The sequence below is a fragment of the Mesorhizobium sp. WSM4829 genome, assembly GCF_055811475.1.
The window spans coordinates 1-21,092 of sequence record NZ_JBVVQJ010000052.1 but is presented as its reverse complement, the minus strand read 5'-3'; the positions used below and the strand labels follow the sequence as shown (position 1 = coordinate 21,092).

Annotated in this window: 21 protein-coding genes; 3 read left to right on the top strand and 18 right to left on the bottom strand. The window is 62.3% G+C overall.

The window, feature by feature from the left end; genetic code table 11:
• Window positions 1–3 precede the first annotated feature (3 nt).
• From trbG to glmS, 11 genes are all read right to left on the bottom strand, one after another.
• A complete protein-coding gene (gene trbG / locus AC0L17_RS31140; RefSeq protein ID WP_473518574.1) occupies window positions 4–1,029 on the bottom strand; it encodes a P-type conjugative transfer protein TrbG in 1,026 nt (341 codons plus the stop codon).
• Window positions 1,019–1,750, bottom strand: a complete 732-nt coding sequence (gene trbF / locus AC0L17_RS31135) for a conjugal transfer protein TrbF (protein ID WP_473518573.1) — start codon at window positions 1,748–1,750, stop codon at window positions 1,019–1,021. The genes trbG and trbF overlap by 11 nt, the downstream gene beginning before the upstream one ends.
• Window positions 1,751–3,073 (bottom strand): P-type conjugative transfer protein TrbL, encoded by a 1,323-nt coding sequence (trbL, locus tag AC0L17_RS31130; protein WP_473518572.1) that lies wholly within the window; start codon window positions 3,071–3,073, stop codon window positions 1,751–1,753.
• Window positions 3,074–3,102: 29 nt separating this feature from the next.
• Window positions 3,103–3,828: a P-type conjugative transfer protein TrbJ gene (gene trbJ / locus AC0L17_RS31125; protein ID WP_008871925.1), complete on the bottom strand. Its 726-nt coding sequence runs from the start codon at window positions 3,826–3,828 to the stop codon at window positions 3,103–3,105.
• Window positions 3,825–6,275, bottom strand: a complete 2,451-nt coding sequence (gene trbE, locus AC0L17_RS31120) for a conjugal transfer protein TrbE (protein ID WP_473518571.1) — start codon at window positions 6,273–6,275, stop codon at window positions 3,825–3,827. Before trbE ends, trbJ begins: the two co-directional genes overlap by 4 nt.
• Window positions 6,269–6,541: a VirB3 family type IV secretion system protein gene (locus AC0L17_RS31115; protein ID WP_473479500.1), complete on the bottom strand. Its 273-nt coding sequence runs from the start codon at window positions 6,539–6,541 to the stop codon at window positions 6,269–6,271. Before AC0L17_RS31115 ends, trbE begins: the two co-directional genes overlap by 7 nt.
• Window positions 6,541–6,849 (bottom strand): TrbC/VirB2 family type IV secretion system protein, encoded by a 309-nt coding sequence (locus AC0L17_RS31110; protein ID WP_008871922.1) that lies wholly within the window; start codon window positions 6,847–6,849, stop codon window positions 6,541–6,543. Before AC0L17_RS31110 ends, AC0L17_RS31115 begins: the two co-directional genes overlap by 1 nt.
• 11 nt (window positions 6,850–6,860) lie before the next feature.
• Complete coding sequence (trbB, locus tag AC0L17_RS31105) at window positions 6,861–7,829, bottom strand: P-type conjugative transfer ATPase TrbB (protein WP_473479497.1); 969 nt, start codon at window positions 7,827–7,829, stop codon at window positions 6,861–6,863.
• Window positions 7,826–8,239 (bottom strand): CopG family transcriptional regulator, encoded by a 414-nt coding sequence (locus AC0L17_RS31100; RefSeq protein ID WP_065010491.1) that lies wholly within the window; start codon window positions 8,237–8,239, stop codon window positions 7,826–7,828. Before AC0L17_RS31100 ends, trbB begins: the two co-directional genes overlap by 4 nt.
• Before the next feature lie 120 nt (window positions 8,240–8,359).
• Window positions 8,360–10,390, bottom strand: coding sequence for a conjugal transfer protein TraG (locus AC0L17_RS31095; protein WP_473479495.1), 2,031 nt, complete (start codon window positions 10,388–10,390; stop codon window positions 8,360–8,362).
• Between the two features lie 247 nt (window positions 10,391–10,637).
• A complete protein-coding gene (gene glmS, locus AC0L17_RS31090) occupies window positions 10,638–12,461 on the bottom strand; it encodes a glutamine--fructose-6-phosphate transaminase (isomerizing) (protein ID WP_473518570.1) in 1,824 nt (607 codons plus the stop codon).
• A 325-nt stretch (window positions 12,462–12,786) separates the two neighbouring features.
• Between glmS and AC0L17_RS31085 the strand changes: the two genes are divergently transcribed.
• The 3 genes from AC0L17_RS31085 (at window position 12,787) to AC0L17_RS31075 (ending at window position 14,218) form a co-directional block, all read left to right on the top strand.
• Entirely contained in the window at window positions 12,787–13,008 is a 222-nt protein-coding gene (locus AC0L17_RS31085) for a hypothetical protein (RefSeq protein ID WP_473479490.1), read from the top strand.
• Between the two features lie 474 nt (window positions 13,009–13,482).
• Window positions 13,483–13,758 carry a hypothetical protein gene (locus tag AC0L17_RS31080; protein WP_473518569.1) on the top strand — a complete coding sequence of 92 codons (276 nt, stop codon included), beginning with the start codon at window positions 13,483–13,485 and terminating at the stop codon, window positions 13,756–13,758.
• 94 nt (window positions 13,759–13,852) lie between these two features.
• On the top strand, window positions 13,853–14,218 hold the full coding sequence (locus AC0L17_RS31075; RefSeq protein WP_473518568.1) for a hypothetical protein: 366 nt from the start codon (window positions 13,853–13,855) through the stop codon (window positions 14,216–14,218).
• A gap of 148 nt (window positions 14,219–14,366) precedes the next feature.
• On the opposite strand, the gene rlxS is transcribed toward AC0L17_RS31075, so the two are convergent.
• The 7 genes from rlxS to AC0L17_RS31040 all read right to left on the bottom strand — a co-directional run bounded on the left by rlxS (window position 14,367) and on the right by AC0L17_RS31040 (window position 20,985).
• Window positions 14,367–16,337 carry a relaxase/mobilization nuclease RlxS gene (rlxS, locus tag AC0L17_RS31070; RefSeq protein WP_473518567.1) on the bottom strand — a complete coding sequence of 657 codons (1,971 nt, stop codon included), beginning with the start codon at window positions 16,335–16,337 and terminating at the stop codon, window positions 14,367–14,369.
• 207 nt (window positions 16,338–16,544) lie between these two features.
• Window positions 16,545–17,228, bottom strand: coding sequence for a lytic transglycosylase domain-containing protein (locus tag AC0L17_RS31065; protein ID WP_473518566.1), 684 nt, complete (start codon window positions 17,226–17,228; stop codon window positions 16,545–16,547).
• Entirely contained in the window at window positions 17,216–17,764 is a 549-nt protein-coding gene (traF, locus tag AC0L17_RS31060; protein WP_473518565.1) for a conjugative transfer signal peptidase TraF, read from the bottom strand. The genes AC0L17_RS31065 and traF overlap by 13 nt, the downstream gene beginning before the upstream one ends.
• Window positions 17,761–18,030: a helix-turn-helix transcriptional regulator gene (locus AC0L17_RS31055; RefSeq protein WP_473479475.1), complete on the bottom strand. Its 270-nt coding sequence runs from the start codon at window positions 18,028–18,030 to the stop codon at window positions 17,761–17,763. Before AC0L17_RS31055 ends, traF begins: the two co-directional genes overlap by 4 nt.
• 176 nt (window positions 18,031–18,206) lie before the next feature.
• Window positions 18,207–18,530 (bottom strand): DUF736 domain-containing protein, encoded by a 324-nt coding sequence (locus AC0L17_RS31050; protein ID WP_065010508.1) that lies wholly within the window; start codon window positions 18,528–18,530, stop codon window positions 18,207–18,209.
• A 904-nt stretch (window positions 18,531–19,434) separates the two neighbouring features.
• Complete coding sequence (locus AC0L17_RS31045; RefSeq protein ID WP_473518564.1) at window positions 19,435–19,854, bottom strand: DUF2958 domain-containing protein; 420 nt, start codon at window positions 19,852–19,854, stop codon at window positions 19,435–19,437.
• A gap of 144 nt (window positions 19,855–19,998) precedes the next feature.
• Window positions 19,999–20,985 (bottom strand): ArdC family protein, encoded by a 987-nt coding sequence (locus tag AC0L17_RS31040; protein ID WP_473518563.1) that lies wholly within the window; start codon window positions 20,983–20,985, stop codon window positions 19,999–20,001.
• Between the last annotated feature and the right edge of the window lie 107 nt (window positions 20,986–21,092).

Below are 21,092 nucleotides of genomic sequence, written 5' to 3'. Positions count from 1 at the left end.
TCCTCACCTGCTGGAGCGCGCAAAGAGAGATACGCGACGCGACGGTTGCCGGCCGTCCGTCCTTGTGATGCGCACCACTTGCTGCTGCTTGGTGCCGAGGCGTAGTTCGGCCGCGGCGAAGAGCCGATCGACAATGTAGTAGTTGCCGCGCATGCGGTAGTTGACGAGCTGGTTGTCCCCGTCAGAGCCGACGATGAAGAGTGGCGGGGCCTCTCCCTGATCTATGCGGCGCGGGAACTCGATATAGACCTTGCTGCCATCATCGAAGGCTCGCGTCGGTCTCCAGGGCGGTGTGTCGCCCCTAATCGAGTAGCGAAAGCGAATGTTTTCGAGCGCCACGTTCGACGCCACCGGCATGGTAGCCTCGGCCTGAGCGTTACGCTGGCGGAGCGCGACGATCTGGTCCTCGCTGTACGTCCAGGAGATCGCCGCCATAGCGGTCTTATCCGTGCTTTGAAGCTGCAAATGGTAGGTGCGTCGTTCCGTGGTGATCACCAGATTGGTGCTAAGCCCCGGCGCGAAGGGTTTTACCAGCACATGGGTGCGCTGGTCGTCGCCGGTGCCGCTGACGGTATCGCCGATGACCCAGCGCACCGTGTCCCCGGCTGACACGGCTGTCAGTTTCTCGCCCGGCTGTAGGGCGATGTCGGTGACGCGCTCCGGCGCGGCATAGAGCTGATAAAGCGCGCCATCGGTGAAGGGATAGACCTGCACCGCATTGACGTAGCCATACCGGGTGGGTTGCTGCGTCGCCGCCTTGTTGGCGTCGGCGACGCGTTCTTCAGGAGAGCGCTTGTCGTCGGCGATTTTGCCCGGTTCTGGCTGCAACTGGCCGGGGAGCGGCAACGGCTTTGGCACCTCGACTATCTTGACCGGTGTCTCTGGCGCCTTCTCGATTGCCGCTGCTTTGAAGTCGGCAGCATCATACGAAATCTCAGGCGGCACCGGCTTCGATGCGCAGGCCGAGAGAACTGCTGCCGATGCGGATAGGATCAGCGCGGCACGGAACGATTGGGCTCTATTTGTCATCGGCGGGCTCCTTCGGGGAAACGGATGTCGGTGCGGCACTGTCGAGCTCGCGCGACCAGTCGATGGCGTTGATGAATACACCGAGCGGATTGTTGCGCAGCTGATCCGTATTGCTTGGCGGGCGGATCACGATGGTGAGGATCGCGGTCCAGCGCGTGGTGCTGGCAAGGCTGCCGCGATCAAAGACCTGCTCAGTCCATTTGACCTGGAACGAGCTGTCGGAAGCCCTGACCACGCTGGTCACCTGGACGGACACGCTGCGCGTTCCGATCTGACCGAAGGGATCGTTTGCCTTGGCGTACTCATTGAGGAAGAGTGCCGCACGGTCGGTGGCAAGGTCGTAAGCCGCCAGCCAGTTCTGCCGCACCAGCACCGGATCAGTGGAGACGGAACGGACATTCTGGATGAAGCGGCCGAGGTGCCAGGCTATCTCGGCGTCGGAGGGCTCGTAGTCTTGGATAGCCGGCGCGACGGCGCGTGCCTCGCCGAAGCGGTCGACCTCGACGACGTAAGGCACAACACGGCTCTGCATCGACTGCCATACGAGTCCGCCAGAGAGCCCGGTCGCCAAGGCCAGACAGCCGAGGGCCATGAGCCGCCAGTTCCTAGCCTGTACTCGAGATGAGCCGATGCGCTCGTCCCATAGCTGGGCGGCCTTTTGATACGGCGTGACCGGTTCGGGTGTCTTGCCGTAACGTTGAACGGGTCGCTTGAACAGCATCTAGTCATCCTTGTCGTTGAGAGAGGGATTGGCGCTGCCTCCCGGCCTGTCGCCTTCACGGACAGCCTGCATGGCGGCGTGGCGGTGGGCACGGGCGGTCTGTTCGGAACGCAAGCGCCTTGCCCACGTCGGAGCGGCATTAGGATCTGCAGCGGTTGGGTTTCCAGTCATGGACGCGGTGGGCGCACCACCGGTCGCGGTCCATGCCGCTTCCCGGCCGGCATCGGCGCTGCGCCCGAACGTTCCGGCGGCAGCTCTTGCTGCTCGCATCGCGGAGCCGCCGGCGGCACTGGTCACGCCCTGCAATCCAGCAGCCACACCGGACAGGCCGGTGTGGGGCGAGGTTGCTCGCCCGATCTGCCAGGCCGTTAAAGCAGCCGATCCCATCGTTGTGCCGGCCCGAATTGCGGCGAGACTGCCGCCGGCTGCCATGCGCGCGCCAGCAAATGCCGTGCCTCCGGCAACGAGCGATGCACCAGCAGCCGCCGCAGTCGTGCCAAGTGCGGCGCCCGCGCCAAGCTGCGGCGCGCCGGACACTAGACCCGACGCGATGCCGGGCCCAAAGATGCCGAGCCCAAGCAACGCCAGCGCGCCCAGCACCTGTGACATCGCGGCGGCCAGGTCCGGCTCCTTGCCTTGCAGCGCGGAAGCAAACTCGCCGAAGAGTGTGGAGCCGATGCCGACGATGACGGCAAGTACCATCACCTTGATGCCTGAAGAGATGACATTGCCGAGCACGCGTTCGGCCAGAAACGCCGATCGATTCCAGAGTGCGAAGGGAACCAGAACAAAGCCGGCAAGCGTGGTGAGCTTGAACTCAAGGATTGTGATGAACAGCTGAATGGAAAGGATGAAGAAGGCGATGATGACCAAGAACCAGGCCATGAGCAGCACGAAGATGGTCAGCGCGTTGACGAAGATTTCTGGAAAGCCGAGCAGCTGACTTGCCTGATCAAGCAGCGGCCAAGCGCCTTCGAAACCGGTCGCGGCGATGCGGCCCGGGCGCAGGAGATTGTCTGGGGAGAGATTGCCGGAGGACGCGTTGATGCCGAGCCCGGCAAAGGAGCGATAGATGATGTCGGCGAGGTTCTTAAAATTATTCAAGATGAAGGCGAAGACGCCGACATAGAGCACCTTGCGGGTAAGCCGGCCGAGAATGTTGGGCTCGTCGCCGAGCGCCCAGGCCAGCCCGGCCAGCGTGATGTCGATGCCGATCAGGATGGTGGTGAGGAAGGCGACGTCGCCCGAAAGCAGACCGAACCCGCTATCAATGTAGCGGATGAAGGTCTCCATGAAGCGATCGATGACGCCAAGGTCGTTCATGCCGCCGCCTTCCTCGTCAGAGTTGGTGATCAGTTGCCGGGATAGGCCGAGCCGGTACCCAGGAAGCGCTTGGTTGTCTCGCGGGCGGCTTCCTCGGACTGCGCCTTGCGCGCGGCATCCTCGGCCTCAGCTCGAAACTGAGTCGCGAGCAGCGTTTGGATCTGCATCTGCTGCTTAGTTGAAAGCGCGATCAGCTGGTTGGTGGCCTGGCTTGCCTGAAGCGCACCGGCTGCCCCTTGGCTGCGGTTGACGAGATCGGCAAGCAGGTCGCCGTCGGCGCGGACGTTCTCGACGATCTGCGACTGGGCCCGCATGGTCTGGCGGAACGCCTGCATGGCGCTCTGCCAGCGCTCGCGCGCAGCGGTTGCCACATCGCTGACCTTGATCGTGGCCTCGTAGCTTTCTGGATATTGGCTGCGCCACTGGTCTTGAAGCTTGCCCAGATCAAAACTGAGGCCACTCGCCTGGTCCATCAAACCGTCAATGCGATGGAGCGAACCGGTGAGTTGGCCCACGGAAGAGAAATCCAGACGCTGAAGATTGCGCGCCATGTTCTGCAGCATGGTTGCCTGGTTCTGCAGCGACTGGATCTGGTTGTTGATCTGCTCCAGCGCGCGCGCCGCCGTCAGCACGTTCTGCGCATAATTGGATGGGTCGAACACGATAAGGGCGTAGGCCGGCTGCACATAGTCGGCCATTGGCTTGGCGATCAGGGAAACGGTGATCAGGCTGGTGAAAAGACGGCGTCCAATCATGAGGATTGCTCCATGTCTGGTTGAGGGAATTGCTGGAGAAGCTCGGCAGCCCAATCGAGGCCGCGCGCGCTCAGAAAGCGGGAGGCAAAGCTGTCTTGCCCGTCTTCGGACTCGATTTTGTCGATCAGGGTCTGCGTCGCCGGATCGGAAGCGCCGCAAAGCGCAAGAGTGATGGGGCCAAGCCCGAGCTCGAAGAGACGGTTTCCGCTACGTGACTGAAGATAGTAGTGGCGCTTGGGCGTGGCGCGGGCGATCAATTCGATCTGCCGCTCGTTCAAGCCGAAGCGCTCGTAGGCTGCCCGCGCTTGCGGTTCCACAGCACGATCATTGGGAAGGAAAATGCGCTGGGGGCAGCTCTCGATGATCGCCGGCGCGATTGAAGAGCCCGCGATATCAGCCAGCGATTGCGTAGCGAAGATCACCGAGACATTCCGCTTTCGGAGCACCTTCAGCCATTCGCGGATACGGGCGGCAAAGAGCGGATTGTCGAGATAGACCCAAGCCTCGTCGAGCATCAGCAGCGTCGGCCGTCCATCGAACCGCTCTTCAAGACGATGGAAGACGTAAGTGAGCACAGGCAGCACAGCGCCTTGGCTCTGCATCAGCTCTTCCGTCTCGAAACACTGCACATTCGATAAGGCCAGCCGATCATCATCGGCGTCGAGCAGGCGGCCGAAAGGACCGTCGAGCGTGTAGGGCATCAACACGGACTTCAGCCCGTTGGACTGAAGCAGGACCGAAAGGCCGGTCAGCGTGCGTTCCTGCGCCGGCGCGGTGGCAAGGTTGGTGAGTGCCGACCAGATTGCCTCCTTCACCTCCGGCGTGACGGTGACATTCTCATGCGCAATGAGGCCGGCAATCCACTCGGCTGCCCAACTGCGGGCAGCCTGGTCGCCGATATTGCGCAGGGGCTGGAAGGCGAGCGCACCGTCAGCACCCAGCGCGTGGTGTTCTCCACCCGTGGCAAGGACTGCCGCGCGCGCCGAATTGCCTTTGTCGAAGACATAGACCTGCGCGCCGGCATAGCGCCGGAACTGCAGCGCAATCAGGGCAAGCAGCACCGATTTGCCGGCGCCGGTCGGGCCAACGATCAGCATGTGGCCGACATCGTCGACATGGGTGGATAGCCGGAATGGTGTCGACCCGTTGGTCTCTGCGAACAGAAGTGGCGAGGCCTCTCGCTGGGTGACCTTGGCGAGATGCTCGTTCGCCGCAGGACCTGCCCAGACCGACGACAACGGCATGAGATGCGCAAGGTTCAATGTGTGAACGAGCGGCTGGCGAACATTGGCATAGATATGACCAGGCAGCGAGCCGAGCCACGCCTCGACCGCATTGACGCCTTCGCGGATGGTGGTGAAGCCGAGCCCATTGATGATGCGCTCGACCGCGCGAAGTTTCTCCGCGGCGGCTTGATGGTCCTCATCCCACACTGTCACCGTTGTGGTGAGATAACCGAAGCCGACATGGTCGCCGCCCAACGCCTGAAGGGCTGCGTCGGCATCGAGCGCCTTGTTGTCGGCATCGCTGTCGACCAGCGGGACAGGTTCGTTGGTCACGACCTCGCGCAGGATGGCCGCGATCGACTTGCGCTTGGCAAACCACTGGCGGCGCAACCGTGTCAGCGTCTTCGTGGCTTCCGTCTTGTCGAGCGGGATGAAACGCGTCACCCAGCGATAGGCGAAATCCTGATGATTCAACGCGTCGAGAATCCCGGGCCGGGTGAGATTCGGGAATCCGAGGACGGTAAGGGTGCGAAGATGGTGTTCGCCGAGCATAGGCTCCAAGCCGCCGGTAAGCGGCGCGTCGACCAGGATGCCGTCGAGATACATCGGCGTTTCCGGGACAGCGAGTGGATGGCGGCGGGTCGAGATTGTGCCGTGCAGGTAAGTCAGGGTCTCGGCATCGTCGAGCACGCGCACCTCGGGCATGAAGCCGGACAAAAGATCGAGGACCCGGTCGGTCTCGTCGCGAAACCGCGCCAGCTCCTGGGGCCAGTCTCTCCCGCCGCCAGATTGGTGTGCGTCAACGAGCGCGCTTTCAGCCCTCGCCCGTGCGTCCGGGGGCGGCATGAACAGCAAAGTCAGATGATAGCGGCTCTCGTAATGCGCGACCTTGCCCTCGAAGGCCGCGCGTCGTTCTTCATCGACCAGCCAAGACGCGGCGTCGGGAAAGGTTGAGTTAGGATAGTCGAGCGCCTCTATGCGCTCGGCTTCGAAGAACAATGCCCAGCCGGAGCCGAGCCTTCTCAACGCGTTGTTTGCCCGGGCGCAGATGCCGACAAGTTCTGCTTCCGTCGCGCTTTCGAGATCGGGCCCGCGGAACCGTAAGGTCCGCTGAAAGCTGCCGTCCTTATTGAGCACGATGCTGGGCGCGACGAGCGCTGCCCAGGGCAGATGGTCCGCAAGTTTGTCGGCTTTGCTGCGGTATTCTGACAGGTTCAGCATCCCAACCATCCCTTCAGACGAAGGTGACGAACGAGCACGCTGGCGAAGTCTGGATCGCGTCTTGTGGCAAAGACCGCCAGCGTGTGGCCGGCAATCCACAGCACCAGCCCTGCGATCCACTGCTGCAAACCGAGGCCGATAGCTGCGGCCACCGTGCCGTTGAGGATCGCCACCGCTCGCGGTGCACCGCCCAGCAGGATGGCTTCGGTCAATGCCCGGTGAACGGGAACCGCGAAGCCCTCAATATGCTGCTCTCCAGCGGCCATCAGACGAGTGCTCCGCCGCCAAAGGAGAAGAAGGAGAGAAAGAAGCTCGATGCCGCGAAGGCGATCGACAGCCCGAAGACGATCTGGATCAGCCGGCGGAAACCGCCTGCGGTGTCACCGAAGGCAAGGGTTAAGCCCGTGGTGATGATGATGATCACGGCGATAATCTTGGCGACCGGTCCCTGTACAGACTCCAGGATCTGTTGCAGCGGCTGTTCCCAAGGCATGCCGGAGCCTGCTGCGCGGGCTGAGACCGTGAGAACAAGCACGAGCGCGGTGGACGAAAGAAAGCGAAGCTTCTTGCACATGAATTGGCCTTTCAAAACTGCTGAAGTTGCGGGAGCGTCAGTTGGGTGACGGCGTAATCGCCGCTGCCGTCGAGACCGATGACCTCGGCGATGGCGTCAATGCGGCGCGAGGATCCGCGCCCGGCGATGAAGACAATCAGATCGATGGCATCGGCGATCAGACGGCGTGGTACAGTGACGACGGCTTCCTGCGCGAGTTGCTCGATCCGGTAGAGGGCGGAGCGCGCCGAATTGGCGTGAACCGTTGCGATGCCGCCGGGGTGGCCAGTGTTCCATGCCTTCAGCATATCGAGGGCTTCCGCACCCCGGACTTCGCCGACGACGATGCGGTCGGGCCTGAGCCGCAGCGTCGAGCGTACGAGATCGGCAAGCGTCACCGAGCCCCGTCTTGTCCTGAGTGCAACGCAGTCCTTGGCAGCGCACTGCAGCTCGCGTGTGTCTTCGATCAAGATCACCCGCTCGTCGCATTCCGCGACTTCGACCAGCAGCGCATTGGCGAGCGTGGTTTTACCCGACGACGTGCCGCCTGCGACCAATATGTTGCGCCGCTCGCGCACGGCCTTCCTCAGCGCATCGGCCTGCAGCGGCAGCATGATTTGGTCGGCGACATAGTTGGCCAACGTGTAGAGTTTTGCGGCCGGTTTACGGATGGCGAAGCATGGCGCCAGAACGACTGGCGGCAACAGCCCCTCGAAGCGCTCGCCCGAGGGCAGTTCGGCGCTGACGATCGGACTACCCGCATGCGCCTCGGCACGCACATGGGAAGCGACCAGGCGAACGATGCGTTCCGCCTCGGATGGGTGCATATGCACGCCGGTACCGACCCGACCTTCTCCCAGCCGGTCGAGCCGCAGTGCACCGTCGGGATTGACCATCACCTCGACAACAGATGAATCGGCAAGGGCCTCAGCGATTGCCGGGCCCATGGCGGTGCGCAACATGGCACGATGGCGATGGTCGACCTCCGGATGAGAACTCATCCTTCCCCTCCCCCGCCATTATCCGTCCCAAGCGACCGTTTGCCGGAGGCGATCTGGCGGCCCACTTGCTCGACGAATTTGTCGAAGCGCTCCTGGGCAATCGCCTGCGTCGCCCTGTCCGGGACTGGCGTGTGAGCATGAAGCGTGATGGAAAAGCGAATGAAGAGCGCCAGGCTCTCTAGGATCATCTCGACGTCGCGTCTGAGATGACCGAGGTCACGAGAAAGACGGTCGAGCCTTACGCCGTAGCGCCGGTCGAGCTCGTTCTCGCCACGCCGCTCGATAAAGGCCTCGACTGCCTTCGCCACGATCGCTGATTTGGTCGTCGATGGATCGCGGTTGAGGTCGTCCAGTTTCTTGCTCAGGTCGGGTTCGAGCAGAAACTGATGACGAATGCGCTGAGGGCTCATGTGGCTCGTTCCAACTGTCCCAGCGCTGTTGCGCGGGCGGGAACGAGCATCGGCGACTTCCTCGAAATTGCTTATGGCCGTTATCTACGCTGATTTGCGCTCTGCCTTCGGCAGCTTCTTTCAGAAGCCGGGCACAATGTCCTTGTTGTCGCCCGTCCCCTCGTTGATGCCATAGGCGCGTGCGGCAGTGGAAATTCGGTCCATCACGCGCCTGTCGGCAACTGCCTCGCTATCATCGTCCGCGGGCTTGAGCAGGTCGTCCCGGTCGGGCTCCAGAGTGACGGCTGTATGCTCTTCAGGCAGACCCGGATGTCGCTGTTGCTGGACACCTCCTTCATCTTCAATTGCCTCGCCCGCGCTTTCGCCGCGGCCAGCAAGACGGCGGTCAACGCCCCGCACCTGCCCGATCCAACAGTCCGGACGCGGTACTGGCCGATCCGCGTAGGCGCCGTCGCACAATACCGGCGCAGAAAGCACGCGCTCGGTGAAATTTCGATCCTGGTAGTAGCGCAGCTTTTTCGCCCGGATCGGCGGCAGCCCTGAAACCAACACCAGTTCATCGGCTTGCGGCAACTGCATCACCTCGCCCGGTGTCAATAGTGGGCGGGCGGTCTCCTGGCGGCTAACCATCACGTGCGACAGCCAGGGCGCCAAGCGATGGCCGGCATAGTTGCGCATGGACCTCAGCTCCGTCGCCGTGCCGAGCGCGTCCGAAATGCGTTTGGCCGTGCGCTCGTCATTGGAGGAAAAGGCAATCCGCACATGGCAGTTGTCGAGAATGGCATTGTTGTCCCCATACGCCTTGGAGATCTGGTTCAAGGATTGCGCGATCAGATATGCACGGATGCCATAGCCGGCCATGAAAGCGAGCGCGGTTTCGAAGAAATCAAGGCGACCGAGCGCCGGGAATTCGTCCAGCATCATGAGCAGTTGATGGTTCCTGCTCTTCTTAGGATCCCCCTCCAGCCGCTCCGTCAGACGCCTGCCGATCTGATTGAGCACAAGTCGCACCAGCGGCTTCGTGCGCGAGATGTCCGATGGCGGCACGACCAGATACAGTGACATCGGTCGCTCAGCATCCAGGAGATCGGCAATGCGCCAGTCGCAGGCTGATGTCGCTGCCGCCACCGTAGGATCGCGATAGAGGCCGAGAAACGACATGGCGGTCGAAAGAACGCCCGAACGCTCGTTCTCCGACTTGTTCAACACCTCGCGAGCTGCCGAGGCCACGACAGGATGGACCTGGGGCTTATCCGCCGCGCCGAGATGGTTGGTCGTCATCATCCGCCGTAGTGTCGCGGCAAACGAGCGTTGCGGGTCCGACAGGAAGGTGGCGACGCGAGCGAGCGTCTTTTCCTCTTCGGCGTAAAGCACGTGCAAAATGGCACCGACCAACAGTGAGTGACTGGTTTTCTCCCAGTGGTTCCGCCGGTCCAGCGCGCCTTCCGGATCTACCAGGATGTCGGCGATGTTCTGGACGTCGCGGACCTCGTCTGGACCTTTTCGTACCTCCAGCAGCGGGTTATAGCGCGCCGACCTCGGATCGGTCGGATTGAACAGGAGACAGTAGGAGAACTTCGAGCGCCAGCCGGAGGTCAACTGCCAGTTCTCGCCTTTGATATCGTGAATGACGGCCGAGCCGGTCCAGGACAGAAGAGTTGGAACAACCAGTCCGATGCCCTTGCCTGATCGTGTTGGGGCAAAGGCCATGACGTGCTCGGGCCCGTCATGGCGAAGATAGCGATCCTTCAGCTTGCCTAGGAAAACGCCGGCCGGCCGAAACAGCCCTGCCGTGTCGATCTCGTGAGTCGCGGCCCACCTTGACGACCCATATGTGGTGACCGACCCGAGCTGTCGCGCCCGCCAGAGCGAGCCGGCGATCGCGGCGGCACAGCCCACGAACCCACTGGCGCCGGCAAGCGCACCGGCCTTATCGAAGACCTCGGGCGCATAAGCGTCGAAGTGGAACCACCATTCGAACAGTTTCCACGGCTTGTAGATCTGCCAGCCAGCCGCGACTAACCATGGCGCGCCGAGTGGCGGTTGATGGCCGAGCATGTGGGCGCACCACTGCGTGGCCGCCCATACGCCGAGTATCACGATTGCGAACACGACGGCGATCTGCCCAATCAGCAACTTCGTAGGCGTCATTGGCTTGCTCCGCAGTTCTGTACATGCGGGGCCAAGCATCGCGCGGCGCGATGTGAACTGAAATGCGCACTACGCACGACCAGGTGCGATGAGGGAATGGGCAGAATCGCTCAGACTGAAAACTTGCGGTGGAGCAAATATGCCCACTTGGTCGCAGACCTGATCTGCGTCTCGTCGACATCCAAATGCCGGTGACGCTTTGAAGTGAATTTCCGATGGACGCATGCCAGCTATGAGGGCGTCACAATCATTCGACGGTGACCGATTTTGCGAGATTGCGCGGCTGATCGACATCTTTGCCCATGGAGACCGCCGTATGATAGGCAAGAAGCTGTATCGGCAGCGAGAAAATCATAGGTGCGATAATCTCGTCGACGGCCGGCAGCACGATCGTATGCATCGTGTTGAGTTTCGACGCAGCGGCCCCATTTTCATCGGTGATGAGGATAATCCGCCCTCCACGGGCGGCCGCTTCCTCCATATTGGAGACGGTCTTGTTGAAAAAGCGATCATGTGGCGCGATGACGATCACTGGCATGTTCTCGTCTATCAATGCGATCGGACCATGCTTCAATTCGCCAGCCGCATAGCCCTCAGCATGGATGTAGGAAATCTCCTTGAGCTTCAGCGCACCTTCCATCGCCAGTGGGAAACTGGTGCCGCGGCCAATATACAGGACACCATGACACTTTGACAGTTCGCGCGACAGGAGCTCGATATCTGGCTGGATGCTGTTCAGTACCCGGCCCATGACGCCCGGCATTTCGGCAAGGCTCCGGACGAGCGCCTTCACCTCATATTCAGTTAGCGTTCCACGGTCCTTGGCAGCGCCGATGGCGAGTGTGGCCAGAACCGCAAGCTGGCACGTGAAAGCCTTGGTGGAGGCGACGCCGATCTCCGGGCCGGCAAGGATCGGGAAGATCGCGTCGGCCTCCCGAGCGATGGTCGATTCGCGGGAATTGACGACAGCGCCGGTTTTCAGCCCACGCCCCTTGCAGTACCTCAGGGACGCGAGCGTATCGGCGGTTTCGCCGGATTGCGAAATGAAAAGAGCCGCCGATTCCGGCGGCAACGGGATCTCCCGGTAGCGGAATTCGGACGCAACGTCGATTTCGACCGGCAGGCGCGCATAGCGCTCGAACCAGTATTTTGCGATCAGTCCGGCCAGATAGGCGGTGCCGCAAGCCGAGATCGCCAGGCTCGGGATGCTGGCGAAATCTATGCTCGAAACCGTATCGACGCGATTCCCTTCGAAGTTGATGTAATGACCGAGCGCACGGGCGATGACCTCGGGCTGCTCGTAAATTTCCTTCTCCATGAAGTGGCGACGGTTGCCCTTATTGGCCAGGTATGCCCCGGCCGTGGAAGTCTGGCGCGGACGTTCGACGGGATGGCCATCGAAATCGAAGATATCGGCGCCTGCCTTGCCGATAACGGCCCAGTCGCCGTCGACGAGATATGTGATTGCATTTGTGAAGGGAGCTAGCGCCATGGCGTCGGAGCCCAGGAACATCTCGCCGTCGCCGTGACCGATCGCCAGCGGTGGTCCATTGCGCGCCGCCATGATGGTCGACGGATCATCCTCGAAGAGAATGGCAAGCGCGTAGGCGCCCCTGACGCGCTTCAGCATGGCGTGCATTGCCTCACCCCGCCCCATGCCCTCCCGGCGGTGTCTTGCCAAGAGATGCACGACGACCTCGGTGTCGGTGTCGGTCTGGAACTCGGCGCCCGCCGCCACCAGTTCGTCCTTCAACTCGGCGAAATTCTCGATAATGCCGTTGTGAACGACGGCCACACCGTCCGTAAAGTGCGGGTGCGCGTTGCGCTCAGTCGGTGCCCCATGCGTTGCCCAGCGCGTGTGTGCGATGCCGATGGTGCCACTCAGCGGCTCTTCCTTCAACCTCGTCTCGAGATTGATGAGCTTGCCCTTGGCGCGCCGGCAGTGCAACGAGCCCTCGGTGATGGTGGCAACGCCGGCTGAGTCATATCCTCGATATTCGAGACGCTTCAAAGCGTCGACCAACCGATCAGACACCGGCTGATGCCCAACGATGCCAACAATCCCGCACATGATCGTCTCCGAATTCTTCCCGGTAGCCTCAGCCGACCCGAAGGACACCGCCCGGCGCTGAGCCTCCTAGTAGAATTCGGTAAAACAGGTAAAATCGATTGTTGGGATGGCTGCCATCCAGCCAATGGATAGAAGAGGACGTGTTGACCAGCGAGAAACGGTACGCGCGGTGCCGGCTTGCGTCCACCAACCGCCAGTTGGGACGAGTTTCCGTAGTCGGCTGAGGCGTAACGATCATCGCAATGTCCGCTTTTACATGCTGTTGACTCGCCCAGTTAACGGCCCTTAGATCCATTGACTGCTACAATGCTTAGGGGTTTTCAAAATGCCGTTCAAACGGGCCGGTCTATACCCTGCCGATCTCGATCTATGCCAACGGGTATTCGACCAGATATGCAGTGACGAGCATATCGCCCGCTCATCGTTGGAGGCCGACAACCTCGCCCTGGATATTTTGGTCGCGTTGGAAGAAGAGGCTGACGCGGATGAGGCTGAGCTGCTTGAACTCATCAGATCGAAGCGGCGGGCTACTCGTCATCTCCGCTGAGGGATGCAGTCACCCGGACCTTCCCTTTGCCTGTTCGACTGCCTTGCTGGCCGCCTTGGCAAACTCCTGCATGTTTGCTCACGCGCACTGTCGGCCGTCTGGAACTTGCGCCAAACTCATCAGTTCTGGACAATGCCAAACAGCGCGTGGCAACGACCCTGACTTCCATCGGCACGCTGACATCCCGGCCGGCGGCTCAACGCCCCTCAAGGCGTGGCCTGGAAGCGTCGCAGCCGGCGCCCGCGGTAGCGCGGCGGCCAACCTTGACTGCGTCTCGACACGAGGTCGGCGCTTCACCGGAAACGACGCAAGGGCAGCGACAAGCACATGCGCAGGAGCCTGCCGCGGCAGTCACCTGAACCAGCAAGCGGCCCCGGGTGTTCTTCCGCTTTCATCCGGGCTTCGCCGTCAACCCAAAGCGGACAGCTGATGTGCTACAAAAGTCGGACTACTTGAAAAGCTACCGACACACCCATGATCAACGCTGCCCTCGAAACCGATGACGACAACTTCGGCGTCGAGCTCCGGCCGGAGTTTCGCCACCACCGGGCCGATCCCCATCTCAAAGAAGTAGACAGCCTCTATAGGAGCGTTTGCGGTTTCGAGTTGCGTTCTCAATGGCAGATAGCTGCGGTGAACGTGTGGGCTGAGCAATTGCGGGTCGGCCGGAGACATGCGCAGCAGCAGTTCGTTTTTGTGTGCCGTTGCTGGGTTATGAATCGGCTGCGCACGGTCCGGTCTTTTGAGTAGGCGAGGCCAATTTTCGAGGTGTTGGGGCTGCTCATGGCTCCCTCCCGAATTGGGACGGAAGCATGATGCTCGCCTACAGCCGACGATGCTCGTAATGTTTATCGCCGATGTCGACATTGTTACACCCATCGGTGCGACGAGCCTCGCCTTTTCGGAGCATAATAGCGGTTCACCTCGTCCACCGATCAGCTTGGAAAGCGGCGATACTCTGATGCTCGAAGCGCATGGCCAAATTGCTCGACCTCGTCAGATCGTTCGCGAGCCATTGAAGCGGAGGCGGACTCGTTGCTCGGAATACCCTTATGCTCATGCCATGTGGAAGGGCATCCACAGCGACAGCAGCCGGGAGGAGATCGATCCCTTGTTTTTTGTCGAGCTGGTTCAGCAAATGTCCTCGACGTTTGCGCGAGCTCCGGCAAGCTTAACGGCGATCTGGCGCGAGCCCGAGCATCTTGGTTAGAATGGGATCGCAATTGGCCACGGGCGCGCTGTCGTTGGTCCGATAGACCTACCAGAGCTGGTGGCACTCACGCTCTCGGAGCGCCTTGGTCGAACTCTTGCCGGGCCAGTCCAAGGCACACCGCACTCACGCATGGCTGCCACACAAGTTATGAAACGCTAGGCCCACTCCTTTGCCGACCGATGTTCCAGGAGATACCGTCTCGCTGCACTATGCCAGAAATCTCTTTGCCGATATGCCGCTCGAGCACCGGCCGCCACGGGACGAGCACAAACTCGCGCGATTTCTCGATAAGGGCGTATTTGCCGCTGGCGAGCTCAACTGAGCGGCGGAGAGTGCCTTGTACCCGGTCTCCGGGTCGCACTTCAGCATAGGACAGACCGAGCTCTTCCGAGAGCTGACCGGCAACACGGTTCAGTTCACGCTGGCGGAGGATCGAAATCATGTTGGCGCGATAGACGGTGCGGTCCTGCTCTTCATGCGCGAGACCCTGAGCAATCAGCCATTGCCGCCTGCGGGCTTGCGCCTCCCGCACGTCACGGCCAAAGCCGGAGTTGCGCAGGGTCTCCGGTGAATCGGAAACCATTTCCCGGTCGATCCAGGTGGCACCGTCGAACCCGATTTGCTGATCCAGCGGCATTGATGAGAGCTTGTCGACGACAACAGGCACAGCCATGGCTCGCTTGCGCTCGTAGTCGGCGACTTGGTCGAGATGGTTCGGCGCGATAATCCATGTGCCGTCGGCTTCGCGCCTGACAGTGCCGGTTCCGCGGCGAATGGCTTCCAGACGACGCACATGGGTTTCGGCGAAGCGTTCGCTGGCAGACGGATCATGCTTCAGGTGGATATCAACATTGTAGCGCCCCCCGTGGACGGCAGCGATCTCGGCGACGGTGCGGTCAACCTGCCTCGGCCCGGTGTTTCTCGGCGTGACACGGACGATGCAGCCGTCGGGCGTCGGTTCGGTGGCCTCGCCTTTGCCGACATCGATGTAGTGGCTTTTCCCGTCCACCCCATCCACTATGAGGTAGTGGCGGTCGTTGATCTCGTCGGCAAGCCCGCGCGCCACAAGGCGGCCAACGAAAGGTTGCGCGAGCTGCCCGGATTGATCGTGGATCACACAGTCGGCTGCACTTCGGGATAGTCCTTTACCCGCAATGTCTCGGTGCATCGTCTTGATTATGTCACCGCGCTCGCCGATGCGCTGCAGTGTCGCTTCGAGCTCATCGTCGAGGCGCCAGCGGCCGGAGCTGATCTCCTCGGCCAGACCCATCCGTCCGAGTTTGCGCAGGCGGCCCTGGTGCAGGGTCTGTCGAAAGGCGTCGCGGCCGACCGGAGAAACCAGTCCATCGCTGTCGCGCATGCTGAGCAGCTGCCGGTCGATGCTGGTGAAGCGCTCCTGCTCCATTTCCTGCCGCAGGCGGTGCTCGATCTCGCGATCGGTTCGTGGACCGAGATCGAGGCTGACCAGCTCGGCGGTCCGTTCGCGGATTCCGCTTGAGATATATTCCCGCGCAATGACGAGGTTCTCGCCGCGGTCGTCCTTGCCACGGACGATGATATGGGTGTGCGGGTGGCCGGTGTTGAAATGATCGACGGCAACCCAGTCGAGCTTCGTGCCGAGATCCTCCTCCATCTGCGCCATGAGCCGGCGCGTGAGTGGCTTCAGGTCGTCATACTGGATGCCGTCTTCGGGTGCGACGATGAAGCGGAATTGATGCCGATCGCCATCGGCACGATCAAGGAAGGCCTTGCTGTCGACGCGATCACTGTCGGCGCCGTAGAGCTCGCCAGGCGCGCCTTCCCGGGTAACGCCGTCGCGTTGGATGTAGCGCAGATGCGCACGCGCCCCACCCTGGCCTTTGCCGGCCAGCTTGACGACGCGCGCCTTGACCACCACCCGCCGCTGCCGGAAGGCAGCATACCTGTCGCGTGAGTTCAGCAGCGCGGCGGCCGCTCCGCCGCGCCCTGCCCGGCTGCCGTTAAAGCGGCCGCCGCGCTGGGGCCGGCCGCCGGCTCTGTTGATCGCCGCCTGGACCTGGCTGGCGAAGCGTTTGCCTGCCTTCGAGCCGCGCGAGCCTATTCTGCCGAGCTTCGGCCTGAATTCGTCATCCTGCATCGTGGCCTCCCAGAAATCTCAAGCAGTGTCAGATACTTGCGTGTCCCACACTCCCGGCTCTGCCAGCAGCCTCCAGGAAAAACGATGTGCAGACAAAGACTTCGCCGCCTCCTGGAGGCAATGCCTTTATCTTGCCTTACGCCGCCCTTCCGCTTTCCGGCTTCCGCACCCGCCCTTTCCCGCCCCGCAAACCGCCCGCTCGCCGAGTCACCCGCCATTCGGTTTCGTCCGAGCGCGATTGACGCGCAGCGGCACAAAGAGATCGCCTTTCGCTTCGCCGGCGCGAACGCCGTTACGAAGGAAGAAGAGCGAGCGGCCGGAGGGAGCGTTTTGGCTGTTTGGCGCCTTGGAGTCCCCTTCGAATTGATCAATGTCGTCTGCCGAAATCCCCTTCCCCCTGAGCTGTTTGAGATAGGCAACCGTCTCCTTGGGCAGCGGCTTCCCACGCTTCAAATGCTCTTCGTAGCGCTCGGGTCCTGCGTTATAGGCGGCAAACAGGCCGGGGAATCCGAAGCGGTCAAACATGGCGCTGAGATAGGCGGTTCCGGCGAGAATATTGTCACGCGGATCGTGCGGATCGGCTCCCAGACCGTACTCGGCACGCATGTCCTCATACGTTTCCGGCATCACCTGCATGAGGCCCATTGCGCCCGCGCGTGAGATAATTGGGCGGCCGTCGAGCATGGTCTTGCCGCCGCTTTCTGCACCCATGACGGCGTAAATCCAGGCGGGAGGAATACGGAAGCGTCTGCTTGCTTCGTCTGTGAACTCGTGCCACCTTTGAAGGTGCGGATTTTGGGAGATGGCGACCGGTTCAGCGCCGGTCGAGGCGGAACAGGCGCATGGCGCAAAGGTGATCATGCTGAGCATCAGGAGGGTCACTCGGTCCATAGCGGCACGAGCCTCCCGATGACATTTTCGCGCGGCACCGGCCCGAAGTAGCGGCTGTCGAATGACCGAATATCGTCGCTGCCGAGCAGGAAGATTTCGTTGTCGGCGAGTGTCCGGCACCCGTTCCACCATGGCAGCGGGCGGCCTCTGGTATCCTTCGCCAGCCGTCGCGCAACGATCTCGCCTTCGATGATGATCGCGTCATTGAAGGCGCAGACATCGTCGCCCGGAACCGCGGCAAGACGTTTTACCAGTGGCACGTTGCGGGGCAGATAGCCGCGTTCCGCGGCGAGTTCGGCGAGCGATTCTGGCGGGCGGACGAGCACCAGATCGCCCCGAGCCGGTGCTGCAAACCCGAGGCGATAGAGGCCGACGGGCGCGCTGGCAGAGGCGTTCCAGACCAGCCAGGGCCTTGGTTTGACGGTGCCGGCGAAGCCGATCAGGGTCAGTCCAATCACGGCAGCGGCGATGGTTTTGCGTGCCTGGAGGCGCCGCAGGCGGCTGCCGATCAGACGGATGGAAGGGCGCCGGCTCATGCTCGGCCTCCCTGGCCGGCTTGGCCGGAACCGGCCTCACCACCCTCGTTACCGGCGTACTGCGGGTGTCCTTTCGACCATCCATCGAGTTCGTCGATGTGGTAGCGGACATAGCGGCCGTGCTTGCGGAATTTCGGGCCGCCGCCCGTGAGCCGCATCTTTTCCAGGGTGCGCTGGGAGAGCCCGATATAGAAGGCTGCTTGGGCTGTGCTGAGAAAGGGACTGCCCTTTTTGGCGCGGGCCGCGCGTTCGTTTTCGTCGTCCATGGTGATCCTCGTTTCGCTTCGGACAAGCGAGGGCGAGGATGGGCGAGCGAGATCGCCTCCGGGACGGGCGAAGAGTCCGGGGAGAGTTTTCGCCGCCTTTTCGGGCGGACGGGTTTGGCTGGAGCGCCTGGGAATGAGCCCCGCGCCGGCTGGGGCGCGAGGCTCGGGTCGGCCGATCAGTCGGCCGGGTTCCAGATGATGGCGTAGGTGTCGTCATCGTCCTGGCCGGCGGCGCGGCCGAGATTGGCGTAGAGCTTGCGCGGTCCGAACTCCGGCGCCGCAATCGACAGGCTCACATAGTCCTTGCCGGAGGTTTCGCCGGTGCGGATCCAGCCGGCGCCAACTTCGACCCCTTGCGTCAGCACCCGGAAGTCGGGATGGTTGTCGGCGCTCTTGGCCTGGTTGGGGACGATGTCGATGTCGGCGCGGACGCTGAGCGTCTTGAGCTGGCCCTTGTAGCCGCCGTTTTCCTGCTTGTTGACGTAACCGATCGCGGTCATTTCGAAGCTCCTTTTGCTGTCGCCGGGGACCATCCCCTGCGATGGCGGACCGTAATGGGCGCGTCCGGACCGCCTGAACCCGACAGGGCCGAAGCGATAGCGGAGGACCCGAGCGGGCAGCTTTTTTGAAGCGAAGCGGCGCGAGGAAGCCGCCGCAGGCGGCGGGGAAAAAAGCTGATCGGCGAGGGTTTCGGGCGGCCGGATCCGCCCATAGGTCACAAGCCAGCCGCAGGGGAATGGTCCTTGAAGAGAGCAGGAGAGCATGGGAAACGCGGTCGCTACAGCCAGGCAGGAGGGGCGGGAATTTACAAGGCCTGCGGCTGATCAGGTGCCCACGCCGATCGAGATCGTGACCGCAGGTTGGGCGCAGATCAGGCATCGGGCGGGCGGACCGATCCATGGGGATCAGGAGTTTGCCGGCCTGGATTTTGGTGCGCGATGCGGGGCAAAGGAAGCTCGAACATGCAGCCACTGCGACCGGGGTACAGTGCCGAAGGGCTGCTGCCGAGAAGCCGCGGCCGGCCGTGACAGGCTATTCGCAGACGAACAGCGACCTGACCCGTGCCCATTGATCGGCGGTGCGGAAGCCGCCTCGATCGGTGTAGCTTTCGACAGGAATTTCATCCAGCACGGCAGCCAGGTCTCGACTTGTCTGCGGCGTTATCGCCCGAAAGAAAGTCGCGGATGATCTTCTTTTGCGTCTTCACCTTTTCGGCGACATCGCCGTCCGCGACATGTTTTGTCGGACAGGTCGGGCGTGCGTTTTCCGTGGCGCATGTTGAGGGCGGAAATATTCAGTCGGCCGAGCGGAATATGGGCAAGCTTCGTGTCTTTTCCTTCGTTTGGGGTGCGATTGTCCCCGCCCGGGAGACCGAAGGCCGATGCGGCGGGGACGGGTTTGCGCCTAGCGGCGCTCTGGCTCCGCCGCGTCTGGCGGAAGCTCGGAATGGGATTTGGCGAGTGCTTCCGCTGCCTGCCGCAGAAGCCGCTCGGCTTCGGTGATCTGGCCGGCGCTGCGCGCGGCCTCCGCATAAACGGACAGCGGAAAACGCGCTATGAAATAAAGGTCGCGCTCGATGCCCAGTCCGAGCGGACCCTTGATGGATTCGAGTTCGGCAAGGCTGACGCTGCCGAGTTCAGGGAAGCCGAAGCCGAGGTCGCAAAGGCCGAACAGCGTGTCGCCGTCTACATCGAGTTCGGTCAGGAGCCAGATCGCAGGACCGGCCGGATCGAACAGTTTCACGACCGGTGCGTGGTCGGTTTCGGTGTCGGCAGCGCCGTTGGCGAGGAGCCGGGCGCGCAGTTCATCGGTGATCAGGATCATTGCGGAATTCCTTCAAGACGGTTCGGGCTGATTGAGTGCGGCTTTTTGAAACAGGCGGATACGAGCGGCTGGTGCGCCGCGCGCGGGCGCGCATCGGCGCGCCGTCAGAAGCGCAAGGCGCTCGCGCATGGCGATGGAGCGCGCTCACGCGGCGATCTCGGCATTCGCCTCACCTTCGATCTCGGCATGCGCCTCGCTTTCGACGTCGGCATTGAGGCCAAGCAGGAAATCGGCGGCTTTCGAGGCATGGCTGGCGGCACGGAAAATGGCGCGATTGTCCTCGCGCAGAACCGTCAGCCATGAGCCGATATAGTCGGCGTGGCGCACCGTCGGCTCAATGCCGAGACTGCTGCAGACGAAAGCCGCTGCGATTTCGGCGACCAGTTCCTCGCGCGCATAGGCCTTGGAACCGAACGAGCCGGAGAGGTCGCGCGCAAGCCGCGTCGGGTGGCCGGTCCAGTGGCCAAGTTCATGAAAGCAGGTCCGGTAGTAGTCGATCTGGTGGAAGAAAGCCGGCTGTGGCGGCACCTGGATGGTGTCGCTGCCGGGCATGTAGAAGGCGCGATCGCCACCGATACGGAAATCAGCACCACTTGCATGAATGAGCGCCTCGGCTTGCGGGACGATCTGGCGCGCGGGCAGCGGTTCGGCGGCGGCATAGAGATGTTCGGGCAGGTTATCGCACTGCGCGACATTGAAGACGGTGAAGCGCTTCAAAAAAGGCACGGCCTGCGGCTCATCGCCATCGGCCTTGGCCCGTTCCTTCTCGTCCTTTGGGACAAAGCGATCGGCATGCACGATGGTGGTGCCGTGTTCGCCCTTCCTGACATTGCCGCCAAGGGCAAGCGCCTGCCGGAAGGTGAGCCAGTTCTGGCTGGGGTATGAGCGCTCGATGACGGCGCCCCACAGGATCAGGATATTGATGCCGGAATAGCGGCGCTGGGTGGCTGCATTCCTGGGAAGGCCAAGGGCTGCCTTTGCCCTGCCCCAGGGCTTGACCCATGGCACGGTGCCGCGCTCCAGTTCGGCAACGATGCGGTCTGTGATCTCCTGATAGAGGCTGGCGACTGAGCGCCCGCCCTTGCCCGCGCCAGCCTGTCGGCTGCCCGAATGCTTGTTGTTTGCACGCATTGTCTGTTCCTCCGTTCGCCAATTGCGCCCTCCCCGGAAGATCCCATGGGCGGTGGAGGCAGCGCTCGATCCCGATCTCGCGTGCCTGCCCCCGTGAGTGGGGTGGG

Excerpts from the sequence above, each read along its gene's own strand:
- trbG (WP_473518574.1), bottom strand. The coding sequence starts at position 1,029 with ATGACAAATAGAGCCCAATCGTTCCGTGCCGCGCTGATCCTATCCGCA.
- trbF (WP_473518573.1), bottom strand. The coding sequence starts at position 1,750 with ATGCTGTTCAAGCGACCCGTTCAACGTTACGGCAAGACACCCGAACCG.
- trbL (WP_473518572.1), bottom strand. The coding sequence starts at position 3,073 with ATGAACGACCTTGGCGTCATCGATCGCTTCATGGAGACCTTCATCCGC.
- trbJ (WP_008871925.1), bottom strand. The coding sequence starts at position 3,828 with ATGATTGGACGCCGTCTTTTCACCAGCCTGATCACCGTTTCCCTGATC.
- trbE (WP_473518571.1), bottom strand. The coding sequence starts at position 6,275 with ATGCTGAACCTGTCAGAATACCGCAGCAAAGCCGACAAACTTGCGGAC.
- AC0L17_RS31115 (WP_473479500.1), bottom strand. The coding sequence starts at position 6,541 with ATGGCCGCTGGAGAGCAGCATATTGAGGGCTTCGCGGTTCCCGTTCAC.
- AC0L17_RS31110 (WP_008871922.1), bottom strand. The coding sequence starts at position 6,849 with ATGTGCAAGAAGCTTCGCTTTCTTTCGTCCACCGCGCTCGTGCTTGTT.
- trbB (WP_473479497.1), bottom strand. The coding sequence starts at position 7,829 with ATGAGTTCTCATCCGGAGGTCGACCATCGCCATCGTGCCATGTTGCGC.
- AC0L17_RS31100 (WP_065010491.1), bottom strand. The coding sequence starts at position 8,239 with ATGAGCCCTCAGCGCATTCGTCATCAGTTTCTGCTCGAACCCGACCTG.
- AC0L17_RS31095 (WP_473479495.1), bottom strand. The coding sequence starts at position 10,390 with ATGACGCCTACGAAGTTGCTGATTGGGCAGATCGCCGTCGTGTTCGCA.
- glmS (WP_473518570.1), bottom strand. The coding sequence starts at position 12,461 with ATGTGCGGGATTGTTGGCATCGTTGGGCATCAGCCGGTGTCTGATCGG.
- AC0L17_RS31085 (WP_473479490.1), top strand. The coding sequence starts at position 12,787 with ATGCCGTTCAAACGGGCCGGTCTATACCCTGCCGATCTCGATCTATGC.
- AC0L17_RS31080 (WP_473518569.1), top strand. The coding sequence starts at position 13,483 with ATGATCAACGCTGCCCTCGAAACCGATGACGACAACTTCGGCGTCGAG.
- AC0L17_RS31075 (WP_473518568.1), top strand. The coding sequence starts at position 13,853 with ATGTTTATCGCCGATGTCGACATTGTTACACCCATCGGTGCGACGAGC.
- rlxS (WP_473518567.1), bottom strand. The coding sequence starts at position 16,337 with ATGCAGGATGACGAATTCAGGCCGAAGCTCGGCAGAATAGGCTCGCGC.
- AC0L17_RS31065 (WP_473518566.1), bottom strand. The coding sequence starts at position 17,228 with ATGGACCGAGTGACCCTCCTGATGCTCAGCATGATCACCTTTGCGCCA.
- traF (WP_473518565.1), bottom strand. The coding sequence starts at position 17,764 with ATGAGCCGGCGCCCTTCCATCCGTCTGATCGGCAGCCGCCTGCGGCGC.
- AC0L17_RS31055 (WP_473479475.1), bottom strand. The coding sequence starts at position 18,030 with ATGGACGACGAAAACGAACGCGCGGCCCGCGCCAAAAAGGGCAGTCCC.
- AC0L17_RS31050 (WP_065010508.1), bottom strand. The coding sequence starts at position 18,530 with ATGACCGCGATCGGTTACGTCAACAAGCAGGAAAACGGCGGCTACAAG.
- AC0L17_RS31045 (WP_473518564.1), bottom strand. The coding sequence starts at position 19,854 with ATGATCCTGATCACCGATGAACTGCGCGCCCGGCTCCTCGCCAACGGC.
- AC0L17_RS31040 (WP_473518563.1), bottom strand. The coding sequence starts at position 20,985 with ATGCGTGCAAACAACAAGCATTCGGGCAGCCGACAGGCTGGCGCGGGC.